Source organism: Streptomyces sp. NPDC056479 (assembly GCF_042795335.1).
Classification (GTDB): Bacteria; Actinomycetota; Actinomycetes; order Streptomycetales; family Streptomycetaceae; genus Streptomyces.
In genome coordinates this window covers 302,240-324,172 of record NZ_JBHTRZ010000002.1, presented here as the reverse complement: position 1 = coordinate 324,172, position 21,933 = coordinate 302,240, and the positions used below count along the sequence as shown (strand labels likewise).

Annotated in this window: 21 protein-coding genes and 2 pseudogenes; 12 read left to right on the top strand and 11 right to left on the bottom strand. The window is 68.6% G+C overall.

The annotated features are described in order from the left end of the window. Positions 1-137: 137 nt before the first annotated feature. The 4 genes from ACFQ6S_RS07775 to ykgO all read left to right on the top strand — a co-directional run bounded on the left by ACFQ6S_RS07775 (position 138) and on the right by ykgO (position 1,765). Positions 138-962 (top strand): class I SAM-dependent methyltransferase, encoded by an 825-nt coding sequence (locus ACFQ6S_RS07775; protein ID WP_383404860.1) that lies wholly within the window; start codon positions 138-140, stop codon positions 960-962. Positions 963-1,131: 169 nt separating this feature from the next. Further along, positions 1,132-1,296 (top strand): 50S ribosomal protein L33, encoded by a 165-nt coding sequence (gene rpmG / locus ACFQ6S_RS07770; protein WP_383404858.1) that lies wholly within the window; start codon positions 1,132-1,134, stop codon positions 1,294-1,296. Between the two features lie 50 nt (positions 1,297-1,346). Then, on the top strand, positions 1,347-1,607 hold the full coding sequence (locus tag ACFQ6S_RS07765) for a type B 50S ribosomal protein L31 (protein WP_383404856.1): 261 nt from the start codon (positions 1,347-1,349) through the stop codon (positions 1,605-1,607). Positions 1,608-1,642: 35 nt separating this feature from the next. Further along, on the top strand, positions 1,643-1,765 hold the full coding sequence (gene ykgO, locus ACFQ6S_RS07760) for a type B 50S ribosomal protein L36 (protein WP_055619862.1): 123 nt from the start codon (positions 1,643-1,645) through the stop codon (positions 1,763-1,765). A gap of 129 nt (positions 1,766-1,894) precedes the next feature. Here ykgO and ACFQ6S_RS07755 read toward each other — a convergent pair whose 3' ends face one another. From ACFQ6S_RS07755 to ACFQ6S_RS07740, 4 genes are all read right to left on the bottom strand, one after another. After that, positions 1,895-2,512: a VOC family protein gene (locus ACFQ6S_RS07755; RefSeq protein ID WP_383404854.1), complete on the bottom strand. Its 618-nt coding sequence runs from the start codon at positions 2,510-2,512 to the stop codon at positions 1,895-1,897. A 262-nt stretch (positions 2,513-2,774) separates the two neighbouring features. Further along, entirely contained in the window at positions 2,775-3,533 is a 759-nt protein-coding gene (locus tag ACFQ6S_RS07750; protein ID WP_383404852.1) for an SDR family oxidoreductase, read from the bottom strand. Positions 3,534-3,746: 213 nt separating this feature from the next. Further along, positions 3,747-5,741: a spermidine synthase gene (locus tag ACFQ6S_RS07745; RefSeq protein WP_383404850.1), complete on the bottom strand. Its 1,995-nt coding sequence runs from the start codon at positions 5,739-5,741 to the stop codon at positions 3,747-3,749. 174 nt (positions 5,742-5,915) lie between these two features. Then, positions 5,916-7,043, bottom strand: a complete 1,128-nt coding sequence (locus tag ACFQ6S_RS07740) for a hypothetical protein (RefSeq protein WP_383404848.1) — start codon at positions 7,041-7,043, stop codon at positions 5,916-5,918. A gap of 294 nt (positions 7,044-7,337) precedes the next feature. Here ACFQ6S_RS07740 and ACFQ6S_RS07735 point away from each other — a divergent pair, with 294 nt between their 5' ends. After that, positions 7,338-9,017, top strand: a complete 1,680-nt coding sequence (locus tag ACFQ6S_RS07735; RefSeq protein WP_383404846.1) for a SpoIIE family protein phosphatase — start codon at positions 7,338-7,340, stop codon at positions 9,015-9,017. A 192-nt stretch (positions 9,018-9,209) separates the two neighbouring features. Further along, on the top strand, positions 9,210-10,415 hold the full coding sequence (locus ACFQ6S_RS07730; RefSeq protein ID WP_383404844.1) for a glycoside hydrolase family 64 protein: 1,206 nt from the start codon (positions 9,210-9,212) through the stop codon (positions 10,413-10,415). Between the two features lie 129 nt (positions 10,416-10,544). On the opposite strand, the gene ACFQ6S_RS07725 is transcribed toward ACFQ6S_RS07730, so the two are convergent. Further along, positions 10,545-11,114, bottom strand: coding sequence for a hypothetical protein (locus tag ACFQ6S_RS07725; protein WP_383404842.1), 570 nt, complete (start codon positions 11,112-11,114; stop codon positions 10,545-10,547). A gap of 112 nt (positions 11,115-11,226) precedes the next feature. On the opposite strand from ACFQ6S_RS07725, the pseudogene ACFQ6S_RS07720 reads away from it, so the two are divergent. Together ACFQ6S_RS07720 and ACFQ6S_RS07715 are read left to right on the top strand one after the other, a co-directional pair. After that, positions 11,227-11,718: pseudogene (locus tag ACFQ6S_RS07720) on the top strand (class I SAM-dependent methyltransferase); the annotation flags it as partial. A gap of 179 nt (positions 11,719-11,897) precedes the next feature. Then, on the top strand, positions 11,898-12,155 hold the full coding sequence (locus ACFQ6S_RS07715; protein WP_383406556.1) for a hypothetical protein: 258 nt from the start codon (positions 11,898-11,900) through the stop codon (positions 12,153-12,155). Between the two features lie 4 nt (positions 12,156-12,159). Here the strand turns inward: ACFQ6S_RS07715 and ACFQ6S_RS07710 are convergent, their stop codons facing one another. Continuing rightward, entirely contained in the window at positions 12,160-12,537 is a 378-nt protein-coding gene (locus ACFQ6S_RS07710; protein WP_383406485.1) for a DUF6069 family protein, read from the bottom strand. A 56-nt stretch (positions 12,538-12,593) separates the two neighbouring features. Beyond that, positions 12,594-13,208, bottom strand: coding sequence for a TetR/AcrR family transcriptional regulator (locus tag ACFQ6S_RS07705; RefSeq protein WP_383404840.1), 615 nt, complete (start codon positions 13,206-13,208; stop codon positions 12,594-12,596). Positions 13,209-13,442: 234 nt separating this feature from the next. On the opposite strand from ACFQ6S_RS07705, the gene ACFQ6S_RS07700 reads away from it, so the two are divergent. Continuing rightward, the gene (locus ACFQ6S_RS07700; protein WP_383404838.1) at positions 13,443-13,895 is read left to right on the top strand and encodes a VOC family protein; all 453 of its coding nucleotides are present in this window, start codon (positions 13,443-13,445) and stop codon (positions 13,893-13,895) included. Between the two features lie 51 nt (positions 13,896-13,946). Then, positions 13,947-14,189 carry a DUF4291 family protein gene (locus ACFQ6S_RS07695; RefSeq protein WP_383404836.1) on the top strand — a complete coding sequence of 81 codons (243 nt, stop codon included), beginning with the start codon at positions 13,947-13,949 and terminating at the stop codon, positions 14,187-14,189. Positions 14,190-14,227: 38 nt separating this feature from the next. Here ACFQ6S_RS07695 and ACFQ6S_RS07690 read toward each other — a convergent pair whose 3' ends face one another. Continuing rightward, a complete protein-coding gene (locus ACFQ6S_RS07690; protein WP_383404834.1) occupies positions 14,228-15,247 on the bottom strand; it encodes a hypothetical protein in 1,020 nt (339 codons plus the stop codon). 263 nt (positions 15,248-15,510) lie between these two features. Further along, positions 15,511-17,571, bottom strand: coding sequence for a restriction endonuclease (locus ACFQ6S_RS07685; RefSeq protein ID WP_383404832.1), 2,061 nt, complete (start codon positions 17,569-17,571; stop codon positions 15,511-15,513). A 135-nt stretch (positions 17,572-17,706) separates the two neighbouring features. Between ACFQ6S_RS07685 and ACFQ6S_RS07680 the strand changes: the two genes are divergently transcribed. Next, the gene (locus ACFQ6S_RS07680; RefSeq protein WP_383406483.1) at positions 17,707-18,309 is read left to right on the top strand and encodes a DUF4291 domain-containing protein; all 603 of its coding nucleotides are present in this window, start codon (positions 17,707-17,709) and stop codon (positions 18,307-18,309) included. Positions 18,310-18,370: 61 nt separating this feature from the next. On the opposite strand, the gene ACFQ6S_RS07675 is transcribed toward ACFQ6S_RS07680, so the two are convergent. Next, complete coding sequence (locus ACFQ6S_RS07675) at positions 18,371-19,162, bottom strand: hypothetical protein (protein ID WP_383404830.1); 792 nt, start codon at positions 19,160-19,162, stop codon at positions 18,371-18,373. Beyond that, positions 19,159-20,814, bottom strand: a complete 1,656-nt coding sequence (locus tag ACFQ6S_RS07670) for a serine/threonine-protein kinase (RefSeq protein WP_383404828.1) — start codon at positions 20,812-20,814, stop codon at positions 19,159-19,161. Before ACFQ6S_RS07670 ends, ACFQ6S_RS07675 begins: the two co-directional genes overlap by 4 nt. 229 nt (positions 20,815-21,043) lie before the next feature. Between ACFQ6S_RS07670 and ACFQ6S_RS07665 the strand changes: the two are divergent. Then, positions 21,044-21,917: pseudogene (locus ACFQ6S_RS07665) on the top strand (IS5 family transposase). The last annotated feature ends 16 nt before the right edge of the window (positions 21,918-21,933 follow it).

Sequence of the window (21,933 nt, the reverse complement as noted above, 5' to 3'; positions counted from 1 at the left end):
TCGCACGCGTACTGCCCTACCGCGTGAAGAGGTCCGGCTATGAATCTGTTGGTCGAAGCCCCGCTGACCGCTCAGGGCCAGCTGCTCTTGATCGGCCGGCTTCACGGCGCCTTCGGCGCCATCAGGGCGGTGGCGTGATGGCCGCTCCGCGCGGGGACGCGCCGGAGGGCGGTCGTTATGGCGAGGACGTCTTCCGCCCGGAGCAGGCGGGGGAGGGCGAGCGTATCGACTTCGGCGCCCTTGCCTACGACGACATCACCATGGCGCGGCTGCGGGCACTCGGGGTCGGCCCGGGGTGGAGTTGCCTCGATGTGGGTGCCGGTACGGGCACGGTCTCCCGAAGGCTGCTCGGTGAGGCCGGAGTGGCGAGCGTGCTTGCTGTGGATCGTGATGCACGTTTCCTCGCCGAGCGGTCCGTGCCCGGGCTGGAGGTGCTGGAGGCTGACATCACGTCCCCGAACTCTGTCTCCGGCCGCTTCCGGCTCGTGCACGCGCGCTTCGTGCTGATGCATTTGCCCCAGCGTGAACGCCTGATCAGAACGCTGTCCGGGCTGGTGGAGCCCGGGGGTGTGCTGGTGCTCAGCGACGCGGTCGACCTGACGAGCGAGCGGGCCCCCGACACGCCGTACACCGCGGTGATGCGGGCGATGTGGCAGGGGCTGCGGGCCACGATCGGTACGGATGTCTCCTGGGTGCCCTCGTACCCGCAGCTGCTGCGCGGGGCTGGGCTCGTGCCGGTCGCTGCCGAGATCCATGTGCCGCCGCTGGTGCCGGGCAGTCCCATCAGCCGGTTCTGGGCGGATACGTGGGAGCGGAGCAGGTCGGCGATGCTCGCGACCGGCCTGGTCGACGACGCCACGATCGACGCGGCGGTCCGGTACCTGGGCTCTCAGGAGTGCGCCGCGCTGTCGGCCGGCATGCTCACCGCCTGGGGACGGAAACCCGAGGACGCTCCGCACTGACCGCCTCACGACGTCGGGAATCTGCCGGTCGATGTGCGCGTTACCTGCCCACGAGCGGCGGTCATCCCCGCCGAGGGGGCTCGGGAATGCGGCGCAGGGGCATGTTGTTGAAACCTACGCCTGACATGCTCGAGTCAAATGGCTCGTGGTAGCGGAAGGGAGTCCCCCAATGGCACGCAGCAGCACACGCCCCGTCGTGAAGCTGACGTCGACGGCCGGCACCGGTGTCACCTATGTGACCCGCAAGAGCCGTCTCAACGACCCCGACCGGCTGGTCCTGCGCAAGTACGACCCGGTCGCCGACGCTCACGTCCTGTTCCGCGAGGAACGCTGACGCAGGCATCCCGGCACCCCGCGGTGAAGGCAGTGACGAAAGGACATTCCATGAGGCTCGGCATTCATCCCGTCTCCCGTCCGGTCATCTTCCGCGACCGCACGTCGGGATTCGCCCTGCTGACCCGCTCCACCCTCGACTCGCAGCGGACGGTCGAGTGGGAGGACGGCAACACCCACCCGGTGGTGGACGTCGAGATCTCGTCGGCAAGCCACCCGTTCTACACCGGCACCTCACGTGTCGTGGACACCGCAGGACGGGTGGAGCGATTCGAGCGGCGCTACGGCCGTACCGCTGCCGCCGGCGAATGACAGCCGGCACTCCGGCCCGTCGAAAGGAAACCACGATGAAGGTGCGCAAGTCACTGCGTTCGCTCAAGGCCAGGCCCGGCGCCCAGGTGGTGCGCCGAAGGGGCGTGACCTTCGTGATCAACAAGAAGGAGCCGCGCTTCAAGGCCCGCCAGGGCTGACGGATCGCCTCCCCGCACACAGTCGGCCGGCCCGGCATCCGCGATCATCACGGGTGCCGGGCCGGCGGCACGCCTGAGCGGCCGACCGGCGTGGGACCACCACCATCCGTGGAGCGCGCATCCGCACGCTCACGTGGGCGCTTCCGTCCCGGCCTGCTCGCTCACCATGTACCGCGCATACCAGTCCGGCCAGTCCGGGTCCTCCGCACCGATGCGCGCCTCGTGCTCGCCGTGCGCCGCCGCAGCCCGCCTCATGGCACCGGCCAGATCCTCGGCCGAGGCGAACGAGGTGGTGGCGGGATCCACCCGTCCCGGAAGCCTGCTGGTGATCTCCTGCAACAGCCAGCCGTTGCCGTCCGGGTCACTGAACGACAGGAATGACCCGTAACTGCCGTGCTGCGGAGCGGGACCGGGTACCCGGGCGTCGCCGTCGGCGTGATGGAAGACGCCGCCGGCGTCGTGAAACACATCGCTCGGGTCGGCACCGCGCCGCATCAGCTCGTCGTGGGAGGCGTCGATGTCGTCGACGACCAGCTGCAGACCCTGAGCCGAGCCCGGGGCCTGATCGGTGACCGCGCTGCCGAAGATGACCGACGCCGGGGAACCGGGAGGCGTCACCTGCACCACCCGGAAGTCCCCGTCGGGGGCGACGTCCGCGTCGAGTCTCCAGCCCAGCCCCGTGTAGAAGTCCTTGGCCTGGTCGACGTCGGACACCGGCACAACGACGACCTCGAGTTTCATGTCCATGGCTTGCGCCTCCCGTCTCGGAGGGAATCCCGGCAACGACCGGACCCGCGATGGCGCCGGGCTTGGGCAACCCATCCGACGGCTCTCGAAACGCGTCACAAGCGCGTGGAATCTCGCGCCCGGCGCGGCGGCGCCCCGGCACCCGGACGAACGGGCCGTGCCGTGTTCCAGCGTAGACACGCCTCCGATCAGGCCGCACGTGGACGCTCGCCCACTTCTCCGGCGGCGGAGCCGGCCGCCGTCCGGGACGAGGCAGCGGACCTCAGTGTGCGATGAGCTGCTGGCCGCCGTCGATGTCGTACGTGGCGCCCGTGACAGCGCCGTTGGTCATGATGTGCAGGGCGAGGGCGGCGACATCCGACGGTCCGACCACCCGGCCGATGGGCAGCGTCTTTCTCAACTCCTGGCGCCTGGCCTCGAGTTGGTCACCGAGGAGGGCGGCCGACAGGGGCGTGTCCACGAACCCGGCCGCGATGAGGTTGACCCGGACCGGGGCGACCTCCAGCGCCAGGTTGGCGGTCAGCGGCGGCAGCGCCGCGGTGAGGGCGCCCATCACGGCCATCCCCGGCGCGGGCCGCCGGGCGCCGGTGCCTCCGATGAACAGCAGGGTTCCCCCGGCCCTGACCTTCTGCCTGCTCGCCCGTGCCACCGCCAGCATCATCGCGATACGCCTGCCGAAGTCATGCCCGGCCTCGGTCAGGTCGAGTTCGGCGAGGGGGGTGTACGACGGGCTCCCCGCCGTGACCATCACATGGTCGACCTGTCCGGGCAGGTCGTCGAGAAAGCGCTCCAGGCGGGCGGCGTCCTGGGCGTCGAACGCGGCCGTGCTCAGCGGGTTGAGTTCGTCCGCCGCCCGCTCGAGTCGTTCGGCGTCGCGCGCCACGAGCACCAGCTCGCCGTCGGCCGCACGCACCTGGCGCGCGGTCTCCAGGCCGATGCCGGAGCTGCCTCCCACCACCACGACCGTCTGTCCGGCCAGCTTTCCGCGCGCTCCACCGGCTCCTGCATCGGTTCCATTCACAGGGGTCACCACCCTCAGAACACGGTTTCCGTACGACCCGTCGCATGGTGCTGCCTGAGCAGGAAGACGGAGTGCATGAGCGGATGAGGCAGCCCCAGCTCGTCCGGTGGAGCGCCTCGAATCCGCAGCTCAAGTCTGTCACTTGTCCCGCTGAACGGCATTCTGACCCGGCTTCGGCCATGACCGGGCCTGGCATCCATCCGCCTGCCCCCGCTAGGTCCTGACGGCCGCCGTCCTGTCCGGCGCACGCGTGTCCTGCCCGTCCGACCCGCGGCCGGCGAAGCGCATGGCGACGCATGCCCCGAAGTACAGCGTGGCGACGATCAGCAGCAGTGCCTGGTAGCCCGTCACCAGGGCCAGGTACTCGAGCGCGCCCCCGGTCAGCGCACCCAGCAGGTTCGCGCCGAACGCGGATGTCGGGTCGGGCGCCAGCGCGAGCCGGTCCGAGAAGATGAGGTTGGCGCAGAAGATGGGCGCGAACGCCAGGGCGATAGCGGCGGCGAGTCGGCCGACGAAGGGCAGCGACAGCACGGCCTGCGTCGGCACCAGCCAGGCCAGCGCGAGGGAGCCGAAGAGCAGGAGCTGGAGCACCGGCATGTTGACGCGCCGCAACCTGCGTCTGACCTCGACCGCGGCGAGGACGGAGAGCAGGACGCCGAAGAACACGAGGGCGTTGACCAGCCAGGTCGTACCGAAGTAGAGCGCGAAGCCGATGACGTTCTTCGTCTCGAGCAGCATGAAGGCAGCGCCCAGCAGGAACATGTCGACATAGCGCAGAGTGCTCCGGATGCGCACCCCTGTCAGGCGCACCGACAGCAGCGTCACCAGCAGGATCGCGCCGAGCGAGCCCAGGTAGATCGTGGGAATGCTGCGATGGAGAAGATACGGGAAGGGGTGGTCGTCGGTCGCGGCCGCCGGGACGGGGCCGCTGGGCCGCCATACCTGCCTGCAGGACTGGTCGGCGGGGGTCATTCCGGCCACCAGCACGGCCGCGTTCCGCTTGTACGTCGTCATACAGGGAGCGTGGCCGTACACGTCGTCGAGGTCGCCGGCGAATCGGTCGACCAACCAGCTCTTGCGGTAGTAGTTGTACATGGCGAAGGCGCCGTCCGGCGTCAGGTGATCGCGGGCGGCCTCGAACGCCTGCTGGGTGAACAGGTAGCTCTCCAGCCGCAGATTGCTCGCCCCCGACACCAGCGTCAGGGAGTCCGGCAGCGCCAGGACGATGAGGTCGTACTTGGCGTTCGTGCGCTCCAGGAACGCCCGCCCGTCGTTGATGTGGACGTGCACCCGGGGATCGTCGTAGGGCCGGGCGGGGTGCAGTTGTGCGCCGATCTCCTGCAGACGGGGATCGATCTCGACCGCGTCCACATGCTCGGCTCCGTGTGCCAGCGCGACAGCGACGTCGTTGCCGTTGCCGGCCCCGATGATCAGCACCCGCTTGTGCGGGTTGCGGGGCGTCTGGTCATACGCCTGCCGGTAGGGCGAGTTGTCCCGCATCAGCACCGGCAGTGGCGCGGTGCTCTGGTGCGGGACGCCGTTGGCGGAGATGTAGTACGTCCGGGTCTTGGTCGGCGACGGCTCGAGCTCGATCTTGTAGTACGGCGACCAGGAGATATGCGGCGTCGTCGTCTCCAGGAGCAGCGCGGCGACCATCGCGGTGAGGGGGATGCCGTACAGCAGGGTGTTGCGGCGTCCGCCGAGGATCAGCAGCGCCGCGGCGGCGAGCACGCCCCACACCACGGAGGGTGCGCGCAGCCAGGACAGCGCGGCGAAGGAGGCCGAGCCGGTGATGCTGCCGAGCAGGTCGTAGCGGTAGGCGTCGAGGGAGGGGAGCTGCCGGAAGAGGTCCGCGGTGATCTTGCCGATTCCGGCCATGATCACCGCGGTCAGCAGGAAGATGGCCGGCAGCGTCACCCACTGGGGCAGGCCGGTGGTCTTCACGGCGGTGAAGTAGATGACGTCACCGCTGCTCTGGCGTACCTGCACCGGGTAGGTGCGTACGAGGATGACGAGAAGGGCGAGCGGAACGGGGGTCCAGCGTTTGAGCCACTGCCCGCGCTCGGCGGGGATCAGGAACCCGATGCCGATGCCGAGGAACGATCCCAGCAGGATGAAGTTCGAGAAGTAGCTCAGATGGACGACGTTGGCACCGGCCCATCTGATGAGCGCCAACTCGACGAAGAGCATGGTGGTGCTGGCCAGCACGAGCCTCCAGCGCACCGAGTGTACTGATTGCCCGGTTTTGGTCAGCTTCATGCGCGATTACGGTGCCAGGTTCGGAGGGACGAGTCGAGATGCCTTGCCGGTGACGCCTGACTCCGTAGGGCATCAGCGGGCGCGTCGGGCCAGGAGGATCCTCTACGTCCGCCGGGGATCCGGTCAGGCTTGGAGGCGTTCGGTGTAGGCCTCGGTCGGCGGAGCGGGGGTCGGGCTCGTCATGCCCACCGACCAGAACCCGGTGCTGCCGGGAACGGACGTCACGTCGTTGAGGTACGGCCCCGGCGCCGCGCCGGCAGGGCCCCGAACCACGCTCCAGCTGCCGCTGTCCCGGCGTAGGTATGTACTACGGTTCTGGTCCTGGTAGTTCCAGCCCGAGATCCAGGCGGCCCGGCCTTGTGCGTCCCCCGCGATTCCGGTCAACGACCCGAGGGTGAAGCCCGCTTCGACCCGGGTCCAGGCCGTTCCGTCCCAGTGGCTCAGGGCAGGATTGCCGGGACGGCCCGGCGGTCCACCGATGCCGGCCTCCGTGCCCACTGCCCAGACGTCGGCCGGACCGGCCGGGTGGAGATCGGCGATGCCCAGACGCAGGCCCGCGACCGGGGGCAGGACGGTCCATGACCCGTCCCAGCGGGCCACGAGTCCGGACCAGCCTCCGCCGTTCGACTGGTCACCGCACACCCACACTTCGCCCGGTGGGCGCAGTACGACCCGGTAGAGATTCGCGCTCGCCACCGGCAGCGGATCCAGCCATTGCCAGCGTTGCCCTTCCCGGTACAGCAGCCGGGCGGCTCCGTCCCGGCTGCCGCAGATCCACACCCGGCGGTCGGGGCCGACCGCCACCGAGTTCAGCCGGACGTCCGGCTCGCCCAAACCCGGGAACGCGGTCTCGCGCCAGGTTGCTCCGTCCCAGCGCAACAGCGGGCTGCCGTTTCCGGCGGGCCGGCCCACGCTCCATGCGGCGCTGGAGCAGACACCGGCGACATCGCTCAACCGTGTGTGCGTCAGATGCGACAGGTCCGTCTTCGTCCACGCGCTGCCGTTCCACAGCATGGCGAGACCTCGCCCGGAGGACGGACCCGCGAGGCCCTCCTCGCCCACGGCCCACGCCAGTTCGGGCCCCGCGGCGGCGATACGGCGCAGCTGGGCGGCGGGAGTGCTCCCGGATGCCGGCACGGACTGCCAGCCCTGCGCGCGAGGCGCCGCCGTGTCGGCCCGGGACGGTGCCGGGGCGAGCGCGAGCCCCGACAGTGCGCCGATCGTCCCTGCCACAAATCGCCGTCGTTTCACCGCTGGATCCCTCCGGGCACAGGGAACGGAATGGGGGACCACGGTGAACCAGCAGGCCGCGGTCGTCTAGATAGGCACATGACAAAGCGCTTGGTTTGGCGCGGATCCGAATGGTTGTTGCCGCGAAGAGGGCCGGGGCCGCAGGTCTGCCGCCCCCGTGCAATTTCGTCGTGCGCGGGCACACGGGAGGGGCATGGGCGTGCCGGCGGCCGGTGGGGGCGCTGGACTGATCAGCTGGGAGGCCAGAACGTGGAAGGGCCGCAGGATGCGGAGACCGGTCGGCGGGGGAGACGAGTGCCCGTTCCGGAAGTGTCCGCAGCGCTGACCGGAGCGCTGGACGCCATCGGCGCCAGTGCCTACGTGGTGGACGAGCGGGGCTGCATCATCGCGGTCAACGCCCGCGCCGAGAGCCTGCTCGCGAGGCCCGCCGACGACCTCCTCGGGTATGACGCGCACGACCTGCTGCATCGCGGACCGCACGGCCAGCCGCTGCCGAGATCCCAATGCGCCATGCGGCAGGCGTTTCACGCCGGGCGCCCCGCACAGGTCGACGAGGACTACTTCGCACGTGCGGACGGTTCCGTGCAGCCCATCTCGTGGCTGATCACGCCGTACGACACCGGCGACCACCAGGCCTGCACGCTCGTGATCTTCCACAGCCGGGAGAAGGTGCAGGAAGCCGATCCGCGACCGGAGCCGCCGACCGCTGCGCTGCCGGAGCTGGAGAGGCTGGCCCTGCTGGCCGAGGCCACCGGGCAGCTGACCTCCACGCTCGACGTCGACGACGCGCTGAAACGGCTGACCGCTCTGGTGGTGCCTCGGCTCGCGGACTGGGTCGTGGTCGATCTGATCACCGAGCGCGACGAGGTGTGGCGCGCCGTCGTCGTCCACGCGGACGGTGAGACTCACGCGCACCATGAGGACCTGGAGGGTCCGATGCCGCCGGTCCTGGAGGATTCCCCCATGCCTCTGTCCAGGGCACTGCGCGGTGTCGCCTCCACGGTGACCGGCCCTGAGACCTACCATCGGGCCCCGGATTCCGGCATCGCGGTCGAGCAGCGCCGCCTGTTCGACGCGACCGGCATGCACTCCGCGGCCATCGCCCCCGTCCGCGGCACACGCGAGGTCCTGGGAGCGCTGACCCTGGGCCGTGCCGAGAATCCGGTCGCCTTCACCACCGGGGACCTCACCTTGGTCGAGGACATCGCGCGCCGTGCCGGCCTCGCGCTGGACAACGCCCGCCTCTACCAGCGACAGCGCAAGGTCGCGGAGACCATGCAGAACCATCTGCTGCCGCAGATGCCGGTCGTCGCGGGCCTTCAGCTGACGGCCCGCTACCTGCCCGCGCCCGATGCCTCCCAGGTCGGCGGGGACTGGTACGACGCCTTCCCGCTCGCCGACGGAGCCACCGCCCTGGCCATCGGCGACGTCGTCGGCCATGACCTCGAGGCCGCGGCCGGCATGGCACAACTGCGCAACGTGCTGCGCGCCTATGCGTGGTCGCATCAGGAACCGCCCAGCCGGATCGTGGAACGGCTCGACGAGGCGATGGAGCACATCACCAATGTCACCATGGCGACCCTGATCTTCGCCCGCATCGAAGTGACGGGCGACGGGCACTGGCAGCTCTCCTGGACCAACGCGGGCCACCCTCCGCCGCTGCTGATCAGCCGCGACGGCGTGGCCGGTTACCTCACCGCCGGCCACGGTGTCGCACTGGGCACCGGATTGCGCACGCCGCGACCCGACGCCGAAGCGGTGCTGCGACCCGGATCCACACTGGTGCTGTACACCGACGGCCTCATCGAAGCGCCCGGCGTCATCCTCGACGTAGGCCTGAACCGGTTGCGCAAGCACGCCGCCGCATTCGCCCACCGCCCCCTCTCCGCCTTCACCGACCAGGTCCTACGCCGCGTTCGTCCCGCGTCCAACGACGACGACGTCGCCCTGCTGGCGCTGCGCGCCCCCGGCTGACCGCGACCGGGTCCCAGATTCCGGAGACTCCGCGAGCGACGCGCGCGGGGGCGGAGCCGTACAACCTGCTCCCGACTAATTGACAGGTCCATACCAGCGCGCAACGCTGAGAGCGCTCTCAAGAACCTCCAAAGAACCTCTCAAGACCTCTCGAGCGGCTCTGAATCGGCTACGGACGAACGGAGACAGAGCGTGTTAAGGACACTCAAACGCCGGGCCACCGCAGCGGGGTTGTCCCTCGCCACGGTGCTCGCCGGCACCCTGCTCGCGACCGGAGTGGATGCGCCGGCCCATGCCGCCGTCCCGGCGACGATCCCTCTGCAGATCACCAATAACTCGGCCCGAGGCGAGCAGGTGTACGTCTACAACCTCGGTACCGAACTGTCGACCGGACGCCAGGGGTGGGCCGACGCGAGCGGCGCGTTCCACCCTTGGCCCGCGGGCGGAAACCCGCCGACCCCCGCGCCGGACGCCGCGATCCCGGGACCCGCGGCAGGCCAGTCCACGACCATCCGCATGCCGAAGTTCTCGGGCCGGGTGTACTTCTCCTACGGCCAGAAACTGGTGTTCAAGCTCACCACCGGCGGCCTGGTCCAGCCCGCCGTGCAGAACCCGACCGACCCCAACCGCAACATCCTCTTCAACTGGTCGGAGTACACACTGAACGACGCGGGCCTGTGGATCAACAGCACACAGGTCGACATGTTCTCCGCGCCGTACGCGGTGGGAGTGCAGCGGGCCGACGGCAGCACCACGAGCACCGGCAGGCTCAAGCCCGGCGGATACAACGGCTTCTTCAACGCCCTCAGAGGGCAACCGGGCGGCTGGGCCAACCTGATCCAGACCCGCCCCGACGGCACCGTCCTGCGAGCCCTCTCACCCCTGTACGGCCTGGAAACGGGCGCACTCCCCGCCTCGGTCATGGACGACTACATCAACCGCGTCTGGCAGAAGTACTCGTCCTCGACGCTGACGGTCACGCCCTTCGCCGACCAGCCCAACACCAAGTACTACGGCCGGGTCTCCGGCGGCGTCATGAACTTCACCAACAGCGCCGGCGCCGTGGTCACCAGCTTCGAGAAGCCCGACGCCTCCTCCATCTTCGGCTGCCACCGCAGGCTGGACGCCCCGAACGACCTGGTGCGCGGCCCCATCTCGCGCACCCTGTGCGCCGGGTTCAACCGCTCCACTCTGCTGGTCAACCCCAACCAGCCCGACTCCACCGCCGACGCCTTCTACAAGGACGGCGTCACCAACCACTACGCCCGCAAGATCCACGCGCAGATGGCCGACGGCAAGGCATACGCCTTCGCCTTCGACGACGTGGGCCATCACGAGTCGCTGGTCCATGACGGCAACCCGCGCCAGGCCTACCTCACGCTCGACGCGTTCAACTGATCGGCTGTGAAAGATGATCCTTCGAGGCGGAACGGAGCATGACGGCGCCCTGTGAGGCTCGTGGCGACTCTCTGCCCGCTCCCCGGGGTGGGGATCACGATCAAGCCCCCGGCGGCGTCGGCCGGCCCGCTAGCCTGCCCGACCTCCCGAGCGATGCGAGCGATGCTCGGGGGGATGGGGCGGCTCGTCGTGGTGTGCGGAGGCTTCCGCGACCTGCTTGAGTGCCGAGGTTGTGACAGGGTCGCCGATCTTGGCGGGCTGCTCATGCGCCGGGTGATCGGGATGGTCCTGGCGGAAGTGGGAGGGAGCCAGACGGTCGCCGGAGGCATAGCGCTCGGAGAGGGGGTCGGCGGCCGGCTGCCTGCTGTCTTGCGCCGTGCCGGACTCGGGGTTTCGAACCCGGTCCTCCTCCTGCCCCGTCCCTTCCGTCGCGCCCTGTCCGGCATGCGGTTGCGTCAGCCAGGCAATGGCCGCGCCACTGAGAGCCACCGGCCATTCCACCACCCCGGCCACGCCGAGCAATCCGGCCCCGGTGTAGACCACGATCCGCCGGCCGCGTGGGGAAACCGCTCCTATCCAGTCCAGCGCGCCGTCGGTGACCTTGCCCACCTGCTCGACGCCGGGCAAGCGGCGGAGCGTGGAACCGACGATCCGCAACGGCTGAGGAAGATCTGACTGACTCGTCCTGACCTGGCTCATTACCGAACTCCCTCCGCGCATCCACGGGGTTTCAGTCCCGGGTTTCCCCCGTCACATCACCTAAGCGTGATTCGGTGGGCGCGTGGCCAGGCGGGTGCTGTCGGTGTGCTGGATGAGCGGAGTGAGGGGCGAATCGCACTCACTGAATACGGCGCACTTGCGGCCACCGTCTCCTGGCGGTACCCGTGCCCACACCCGGCGCCGAAATGGTGAGGCGGGGTGGTCGATCGCCAGGAGCACCGATAGCCCCCGCGCTTGGGCCAGGCCGAACGGCTGCTTCACGCCTCGTCGTTCGGTGCGGCAGCGGTCGCATACGCCGAGCATCGTCCCGACTACGCGCAGGCCGCGGTGCGCTGGGCGCTGGGCGCTCGAGCTTGCGCCCGGCCCGCGCGTGCTGGATCTCGGTGCCGGAACCGGCGAGCTGTCCGCCACGCTGGTCGCGCTGGGTGTCGAGGTCATTGCGGTCGAGTCCGACCCAGCGATGCTGACCGAGTTGCGCTGCTCGCTGCCGGCTGTCCGTCCCCTGTCGGGTGGTGCCGAGGCGATACCACTGCCGGACGCGTCCGTGGACGCCGTGCTGGCCGGCAACGCCATGCATCGGTTCGACACGGCCGTCGCGGGACCCGAGATCGCCAGGGTCCTCGCACCTGGCGGCATTCTGGCCGGCCTGTGGAATGTCATGGACGACGAGGTCGAGTGGGTGGCCGGGCTCGCACGGGTCAGCGGACCGCGGCCATCGGCCCGCGTGACACGCCCGCCGGCTGGCGCGCCGAGACGGCCGACATGCACCTTCCGAGGACGGGTGCGGCTGCCCGGTTCGGCTCGCCGGAGCAGGCCGAGTCCCCGCACGGGCAGCGCCGCACCGCCGACGCGCGCGTCGCGACGATCGCGACGCGCGCAGGGGTGCTGGTCATGCCGGAACTGGAACAACAAGCCACGTTGGGCCGGATCCGCGACTTCCTCGCGAGCAGACCGGAGACCGCGCGCGGCGGGTTCACTCTCCCGATGCTGACGGGCGTGCTGCGCGTCCGACGGCTGTGAAGCGTCAGGTCCACAGCGATCGACGGTGCGGGCGGCCACCCCGTAGCGGCACCGGCTCCCGACCCACGGGACCGGCCAGCCCCGGGATCAGCACCGCCGCCACCGCCAGGTGCATCAGAGCGAGGGACACCCGGGTGCCGCCGTCCATGCCGTCGCCGATGAGCGGCAGGAAGGACAAGGCGAGTACGACGCCGGCCACCCCGGTCCAGATGGCGCGGGCGCGCCGCGCCCCGAACCGCTCCAGGGCGGCCAGCAGTCCCCAGCCGAAGAGCGACGCGAGCAGCGCGACGACGGCTACGGGCACGGCGCCTATGTCGAGCGTCTGCTCGCCGTCGGCGATCCGCAGCCGGTGCCCCAGCAGTGGGTCCGCGACCAGCCACACCAAGACGGGCGCCAGGACGCCAAGGGCCGTAACCCCCAGGCGCCTTCTCCGCGCGCTCACTTGGCACCCCCCGAGACAACCGCCCCGTACAGGAAGACCTCCACCAGCTCCTGCGGGGTCAGGTCGGGCTCGTCCTCCGTACGCGGCTGAGTGAAGAGCTGCCCGAAGAACAGGGCCGCGATCTGCTCCGGTGGCCGCCGCAGGGTGGCCTCGTCGGGCTCCAGCAGCTCCGCGAGGGCCGCGCGGATACGGGTCGTCGACTCCTCGCGGCCCGCGCCCCGCACCGTGCCGGGGTGCTTGCCGCCGCGATGCCCCAGCGAGCCGAGGATCGCGCCCATCCTGGACATGTGCGCCTGCAGCGCCTCGGCCGCCTCCGCGAGCCGGTCGGGCAGCGGCTGAGACAGGTCGATCGCGTCGAGCTCGCGGACCGCGTGCTCGGGGGAGAGCGCCTCGGCGACGCAGGCCTGCAGCAGCTCGTCCTTGTCGGCGAAGACCCGGAAGATCGTGCCCTCGCCGATGCCCGCGGCGCGGGCGATCTTCGCGGTCGTCACCGCGGCGCCGTACTCGGCGATCAGCGGGATCGCCGTCTGGATGATCATTTCGCGGCGCTGCTCCGGCGACATGCCGGGGGCGCGGCGGCGGGGGGTCTGGTTCTCCTTAGGTGCTGTCATGACAGAGAGAGTACGGAGTGAGTACTCACTCCGTCAATGAGTGAGTACTCACTCCGCTCACTCTTCAAAACTGAGCGCGGCGACGTGGGCGAGGCGCTCGTCGCGGAGCGCAAGGGGCTGCGGAGGGTCCCGGTGGTCCGCGCGACCGGCTCCCCTCCCGGCCGTGTCTATCCCTGCCCACGGGCGTCCATCCACCACTATGAGAGGAACATCTGATTTACCCGGAGGTTTTGCATGCAACGTGATGGCTTTCCTGCCCCGGATTCCGGGCTGCTCCTCACTCATTTTCTGACGGTGGCTGACGTAGCCCGATCTCGCGCCTTCTACGCCGACGTTCTCGGCGGTGAGGTGGTGCTCGAAGAGAACCCTTGCACCATCAAGCTCGCCAACGGATGGATCATCATGAACCCCGGCGGCGGCCCCACCCCCGACAAACCGGACGTCACCCTGCGCCCGCCCGCCGACCCGAGCACGGTCAGCAGCTTTCTCAACCTTCGCGTCGCCGACATCGAGGCATGTCACCGGGAGTGGAGTGCGAAGGGCGCCCAATTCCTCACGCCACCCATCGATCGCAATGCCGAGGTGCGGTGCTACTTGCGCGACCCGGACGGCTATCTCATCGAAGTCGGACAGGCCACCGGCATGCTGCACGGCGTGTACGCCGACCCGCCGGCCGGCACGAGCTAGATCCTCGGCGGCCCCGCGCCGCTCTAATTGGATGGCACGCGCGATGTCAGTGTGAGCACCCTGGTGCCCGTGTCAGAACCCAAGTACCAGATTCGAGCCCTGCATACGGACGCCACGGTCACCGTCTACCAGGCGTACGCGCCGGAGATTGGTCTGCCGGCTGCCCGGGAGGGTCGTTTCCCGTCGGTGTGGCAGCGGGACCGGATGACATGGATCATCAAGCGGCGTTCACAGACCCCATCCATGCTCACAGCAGCCCGCCATCGAACAGTCCAGGCCGCTCGGCCTAACTGACCGAGCGTGCATTGTGCAGGTCTCGCGTCACTTGCGCGTTACTGAGTCACGACCGCGGCTGTGGCCAGCGCTTCAGGTCTGGCCGGCTGTACCTGGCACGAGGCCGCCCACTCGCCCAGAGCGTTCCCTAGCTCGTTCGAGAGCTTAGCCAGGTAATCGTCGGGGTTGTCGGCTGCGGTTCTCGCAGCTACTTGCAGGTTCTCGATGGTCACCATCTCTGTCTTCGGACCATGCACGAATTGCTTGACGCCGAAGTCGTCCAACCGCCCAATGATCTTTCCGATGAACTTGCCGATGCACCCTTTGACCTCTGGGCTGGGATCCCCATCCCAGATCGCGTAAAGGCGCACTGCCACCGACCGCAGAGCTCCTTCCTCTGCTGGACCAGACATGGTCATTCTCACCAAGGCTTCGACGATCAGTAGCTTCGTTTTCGGGCTGAACGTTGGATCCCAGCAGCCGTCCACCACACGGGGCCAGTGCAGGGAGTGGCAGGTGTCGAGTCTGGTCGCATTTCGGCAAAGCAGTTCTGCGGCGACAAGTCGTGCGCTGGGGGAGGCAGATCTGAGAGCCTCGTCGATCACAAGGATGGCTGTTTCGTGCGAGACCCTGGCCAACCTTTCACCTCCACTCGGAGGCTCAGGTTGGCTCACATTCGGGTCGCAGGACCACAGATCCACAAGGAGAACCACCGCGAGTTCCGCCTGATCAAGCTTTGTGAGAGCCAAGAGCCCCGAGGCCAGCGCTGCTGGATGCGCGGGCCCAGAATCACCGGGGGAGACGAGTTGCCCGGCACGCATCGCTGCGTCGAGCCGTAACTGCCGCTGCTGCTCATCTTGTTCGTTCCCCAGTCGCCGTTCCGTCTGGATATTGATTCCGTATCCGATCAGCGACACTGACGCGGTGACCAGTACTCCGATGTACGTGAGGACGGCTGCGAGCCGTGACGAGTCACCCGCGCCTAGGAGTTGGCCGCGCAGCAGCACCGCAGGCAGAAAGAGCGCTGCGAGCAGGGTGCCCCACGATAGGACAGTGATCGTCTTTGGTCTCTTACTCACGACGAGCCTCCATTTCTGAGGCCACGAGCAACTCATGGTTCCTCATGATGGTGTGGACGAAACGTGATGCGCAGCAGAAGGTAGGAGATATTCCGTTCCATCGGCTACTAAGAACAACCATTGGTCGCAGCCAACCTTTTTAGTCGCCATTGCCGGAATCAGCAGCTCCGCTAACCAGAGGTTATGTGGGGACGGCTTGGCCTCTTTCATCAAGCCGCGTTCACAGCCCTCATCCAGCGCAGCAGCTCTGGACCCAGGTGGAGCTACTCCACCTCGATGCCGAAATCCTGTACGAGTTCCTCTAGGCCGCCCGTGTAGCCCTTGCCGCCCAGGACGAAGTCCCAGTCTCCGTTCGACCTTCGGCGGAAGGAGCCGAGTACCAAGGCGGTTTCGCGCGGCCGGCCGTCGGAGACTTCAAGCTGTCCCTGCTCAGCCAGCCCCGGGTCGAGCAGGCGGATGCTGGCGTCCGTGAAACCGGAGAGGTCCGCGTCCGGGTTGACCTCTGGGTCGATGGCCGCCACGAGTACGAACCGGTCAGCCTCATCGGGCAATCCGTCGAAGGAGACACAGATCGCGGCCTTGTCAGGTGCAGTGGCGGGGAGAGCACGCACTGAACCGTCCGGCGTCTGCAGGTTGTTGAAGAAGACGAAGTGATCGTCACTGAGGACCCGGTTGCCACGGCAGACGAGAGCACACACGTCCAAGGCGACGCTTCCGGTCCACGACATGCCCAAAACGTTGTAGTCGTCTGGCAGCCGAGTGTCCGGCACGGTGGGCGTCGGCTGTGCTGGGACTTGCCGACCGCCGTCACCGAGCCGCCCACGCAGCCCATGACGATGCAGCAGGTCTACGAGTTCGGGGCCCGAGATGAGTTCCAGCGGCTTGCCGTTGGCGAAAGTGTGCGAGCCAGGGCCGAACCCTGACGTCGTCACGAGGACACCTTTGTTGGCGCCGGCGTCCTGCACGGTTCCGTACAGGTCGCGTACAGCGGTGGGCGGCACCGTGTTGCGGTAGCGCTTCACCTGCACGACGATCTTGCCGCCTCGGATCGGTGCCGGATCCAGTGCGTCGACGTCCACACCGCCATCGTTGGAGCGCTGGGTGGTCACCGCCTGCATCCCCATGGCCCGGAAGAGATCGGCAACGAGATTCTCGAAGGCGATCGGGTCCATGGCGAACAGGTCCGGCTCCTCATCGCTGCCGTGGGCGACAACGCGGTTCCCGACATCCTGCGGCCGCCTGCTCGGCCGTACCGGTGCGAGCTGGTCCGGTCGAGCCGAGAGCTGCCCGCGCATGGCGTCAGCCAGGCAACTGAGTGCGTCCACCTGTGCCAGGTGCAAGTCACGGAACGAAGAGCGCGAGGCCATGACGGTTGCAAGGAAGATCTGGCCCGGTCGGCCCGTCGTAGGGTCATGCCCATCGACGAACCCGTTCAAGGTCACGGACTCAAGCGCACCCAGCTCATCTGCGGCGAACAGCTCGTGCAGAACAAGCAACATGCACTGAGCCAGGATCTCCCTGTACAAAGAGCGGCGCTGGCCTACTGGGCGGGGAGTCTCCTTGTCCTGGTCGACCCCGGACATGTACCGAACGGCCTTGACCTCCGGCACGATGCTGTAGGCGGGCAACTCCCAATCCAGCACCAATTGCCGGGCTGCCGGGTCGTAGGCTGCTGCCACCTGGCGCGGGAAACCCTCCGGCCATGCCGTCGAGGCGTAGAGAGCAGCAGAGAAGTACTCGACCACGGAATCGGGATCCTGGCGCCTTACGCCGTCGGTTATCGCAACGACGCTGGCGTTGTGCCGCCGTACATCAGCCAGCTGAGTATCGGCCCACTGCTGGTACTCCCGCTGGTACGACGCCAACTGTTGCTGTCGGCGAGCCTCCGCGGCTTGAGCAACCTGCCAGTCCCGCTCGAAGCGCGCTCGTGCTTCGGCCTGCGCCTGTGCCCGGCGACTCGCAGTCCAGCCGCTCTGAGTTTGGTGGTGACTGAAATCCGGCATGGGCACTGGCTGCGCCAATGGTCCTGGAGCGAAGGGCTGGACCTCCTCAGGTCGCATGAGAGAGGCAGCCCTGAAGGCCGGAGCCCGGCAACCCGAGGCAAGAAGACCCTGCAACGACGCAACCTGCGCGTCCAGCTCCTCCGTACGCCGTAGAGCCTCTGCCTGCCGGTACTCGCGGTGGCTCTGAGTAGCTCGCCGCTGGTAGGCCCGCGCTTGCTGATCTTGCTGTCTCCGCCGTCTGGCTTCGGCTTCCAGTTGGCGCTGCTGCTGCCGTTGCACCTCAGCCCAGACACCGACAAAACCAGTAGAGCGATGACTCATGTGCTGCAGGCCCTCCCCAGGACGTTGGCAGCCGAAAGGTACTTTGGTTGTCCCCACAACCAGTTGTAACGAGACGACTCTAGCCAGCAATCACCGTCTCGCATATCCACTCGTCAAAGGAAGCACGGTCGGTCCATCTCCGCAGGTCACCGTGACTGGAGGGTAACCAGGGCCGCGCCTGCCCGCAGTGCCCAAACGCTCGCATATCCCGGCACTGGCCTCGCAGTCCGCATCGGAGCCAGAAAGGACTATGAACGCGGCTTGATGTGGATCAAGCCGTCGTTCCTGTGGATGATGTACCGCTCCGGATGGGGCACCAAGGAAGGCCAGGAGACCATCCTCGCCGTCGAGATGTCCCGCGAGGGCTTCGAGTGGGCTCTGGAACACGCCTGCCTGTCCCACTACGAGGATGGGCTCCACGCCGACCGTGCCACGTGGCGGCGCCAATTGAAGCTGGCTCCGGCCCGGGTGCAATGGGATCCCGAACGCGACCTGCACCTCCAGTCGCTTCCCCACCGGTCGCTCCAGCTTGGCCTCGCCGGCGAAGCCGCACATCGCTATGCCGACGAGTGGATCACCACCATCAGCGACGTCACCCCGCTTGCTCACACCATTCACGGACACGTAAGGGCCGGAGACCTGGATGCCGCACGGCAACTCCTGCCCCGTGAGCGCCCCTACCCCGTGGGTCACGTGGCCCTGTCTCACCTGAGCCAGACAGCGGCGACGGCTAAGTGACCGAGCAGCGTGTTGGGGTTGTGCGTACAACGAACGCTCGGACGACGTTCCCTTCGGTTCGTCAGCGGCAGTCGTAGGTGAACTTGGTGGCGACCGTGCTGTGGGCGGGCGAGATGATCTGCAGTTCGGCCCGCGCCGTGCGGTGACCCTTGCCCTGGAAGGTCCACAGCAGGTGGAGAGGTGTCTGTTTCTGGCCGCGGACCACCACTTCGCGCAGGACTTCGGAGGCGGTGCCGTCGCTGCGGGTCCAGCGGTAGGAGAGGGTGCCCGGACGGCCGTTCGTCCTGACGAGGCCGACGATGTCCGCGGTGTCGTCGCACCCCAGAACCGTCGGCTGGGCCGTGACCGCCACCGTGCTCACCTCGACGGACGGTCCGAGGCGCTGCCAGGCGAGGAACGCGAGGACGCAGAGCAGTACGAGCGCGGGCAGAGCGTGTCTGCGCAGCCGCCGCCGGCGAGGGGGTGCCGGCGGCGCCGGTACGGCGGGGACCGTCCGGTGAGTGCGGTGCGCGGCGGCGGTGACCCCTGGGCCGAAGCGCAGCACGGTACCTTCGACTCGGTCTGGCGGAGGCGTCGGCCGGGTCAGCGGGGCGGGCTGCTCGACGAGCGTGTCGTCCGGTCGAGGCCGCTGTATCCAGTGGCTGGCCAGCACTGTGGCGCTGTACTCGGCGTCGGGAGTGTCAGCTTCGTTGCTCTGGACGCCGTCGCCGGTCGAGCCCAGGGGGAGTGTGGCCGCGTGCTCGTCGGCGGGTGCCAGGACCTGCGTCGGCTCGTGATCCCCGTCGGGTACGAGGACCTTTGTCGGCTCACAGCCCTCGGCGGGCGCCGAAGTGCGGTCGTTCTGAGCGCTCATCGGATGTCACACTGCCTGGTCAGAAGCTGTTGAGAGGCGCCTCCGTCGGCCGCAGCCGGGTCGGTCGTGGCCTGAACCGACCAGTAGCAGCCGGTGTTCTGGAAGGTGTGATCGGCGGTTATCGAGTACTGGGTTGATCCGCTTCGCGTGAAGGTCTGGGACGCACCGTCGGCGGCGCCGAGTTGTCCCCCGATGTCACTTGTGAACCACGAGACGGTGATGGAGATCGGCCCGGTGCCTTCCGTGGTGACGTCGATGGTTGTGGTGGCGGTTGTGGGCCCCGTCTGGCGGAAGGCCGACACGGCAACGTCCTTGACTGCGGGCGCGGCAGGCGATGCGGGGGAGGCGGTTGTCGGCGTCGCTGTGCTCTCCCCGCCGCTGGGTGGCGTAGTCACCTCACCCCCGTCCGAAGTGGCGGAGGTCGAAGGTTCTCCGGTACCTGTGGCCTCCGGGCCCGAGGGCGACTGGCCGGGTGACGACGACGGGCTGCCCGAGGTCGTGGGCGTCGGGGACGAGGACGGGGAGTCCGACGCAGTCGGCACGGCGGATCCGGTCGGTTCCGCGTCGGGCTGGGCGCTGGTCGTGGCCAGAGCCTGCGCCGCCTGCTGCGCGGCTGTTCCCGGGGCGTACGGAATTCCATAGGTCAGGAGAACTCCGAGGAGCACGGCGGCACCGGACACCAGCATTCCGGGCCGGCTGGGCTGCCACGACCGAGCGGGAGCCGGGCCTGGCTTCTGCCGCAGAACCGTGCGTGCGGTGTCCGTGGTGGTCCGGGGGGTGCTACGGGCCGACGGCAGCAGCAATGGCAGCAGTGCCACCAGCGCGGCGAGTCGGCCTCGGCCACGTTCCTCCCAGTCGGATCCGTAGGCGGCGCCGGCGATCGCCTCCAGCTCCGTCACGAACTCCTCGGCCTGCGCGGGCCGTTCCGCCGGGTCCTTGGCCAGACCGCGACGAACCAGCTCACGCACCGGCTCGGGGGCCTCCTCGACGGGGACGGGCGCGTCGACGTGCTTCAGCGCCAGCTCGGCGAGGTTGTCGCCCGAGTACGGCTTGTGCCCTGTCAGACATTCGAAGAAGGTGGCTGTGGCCGCGTACACGTCGGCGGACGCGGAGGCCGGCGCGCCCGTCCATTGCTCCGGGGCCATGTAGGACGGGGTTCCCGCCACGCCTGCGCTGGTGCCCGAGTCCACCGCGATCCCGAAGTCGACGAGCTTGGACGACCCGTCCGGCACGACCAGGACGTTCTCGGGCTTGTAGTCGCGGTGGACGACACCGACGCGATGGGCGTCGGCGAGACCGAGGAGTGACCCCTTGAGGATCACGAGCGCGGCCTCGGGGTCGAGCGGGCCCTGACGGGTCAACAGCGTCCGCAGGGAGACGCCGTCCACCAGCTCCATCACGATGGCGGCACCGTGCGGACTCTCCACGTATTCGTACAACCCGGTGACGTACGCACTCTCAAGTCCGCCGAGCAGCCGGGCCTCCGCCCGGAAGTCGTGCACGAAGCCCGGACGGGTGCGCAGTGACTCGCTGAGGTACTTCACCGCGACCGGAACACCGGTCTCCTCGTGGACGGCCAGGACGACCCGCCCGCTGGCCCCCGACCCGAGTTCGAGCGACTCGGTGTATCCGGGCACTTCCCATGCTGCCATTCCATCCCCCCAGGCCACTGGCCGGCGTGCCGCCGGAGCCTCACCCCCTCCGCAGCGACCGTGCCATGCGCTCAGAGACACATTTTCGGCCACCGTGGTTGCGTGGCCAGAAGTATCCGCGAGGCGTAGCGCGACCGTGACACAGCGACCGCAGGCCGAACCTGCGTGGGCCGGCATGAGCCTGGCGGTGCTGCCGGGCTGGATCTTGAGCATGCAATGATCTCGATCCGTGGGGCGAGGAGACCTGACGGATGCGCAGTGGGCGGTGCTGGAGCCGCTGTTGCCGAGGGGCAAGCAGCCGGGCCGGCCGGCGATATGGATCCGGCGACGACTGATCGACGGCATACGGTGGCGGACCCGAACCGGGACGCCGTGGCGGGATGTTCCGGAGCGGTATGGGCACTGAGGTCGGGCGTACGACCTGTTTCGCCGCTGGCAGCGAGACGGTATCTGGCAGCGGATCTTTACCGAGCTGCAGGCTAAGGCCGACGCCCAGGACCTGATCACCTGGGACTTCAACGTCGACTCCACCTTCGTCCGGGCCCACCAGCACGCGGCCGGGGCAAGGAAAAGGGGGACCTGCAAAAGAAACCGCCCGGCGGCATCGCCATCGAGGCGGACGACCATGAGCTCGGGCGCTCCCGCGGCGGCCTGACCACCAAGCTACACATGGCCGCCGAGCAGGGGCAGAAGTCCATGTCCATCGTGGTCACAGCCGGACAGCGCGTCGACTCCCCGCAGTTCGAGCCCGTCCTGGACAAGGTCCGCGTGCCCCGCATGTGGCCTGGCAGGCCGCGCACTCGGCCCGATCGCGTGCGCGCCGACAAAGCGTACGCTTCCCGAAAAAACCGCGCCTACCTGAGCAGACGTAGAATCCGCTGCACCATCCCTGACAAGGTCGACCAGGCCCGCAACCGAGAGAAGCTCGGCTCCCGCGGCGGCCGTCCACCGAAGTTCGACCCGGAGGGCCACAAGGCCCGGCACGCCGTCGAGTGCGGCATCAACCGGCTGAAGCGGCACCGGGCCGTCGCCACGCGATGCGACAAACTTGCTGCCGCTGCGAAGCGACATTGCTGGTTGCCGCCATCAACGAATGGCTGTGACCGGCACGCGACCACG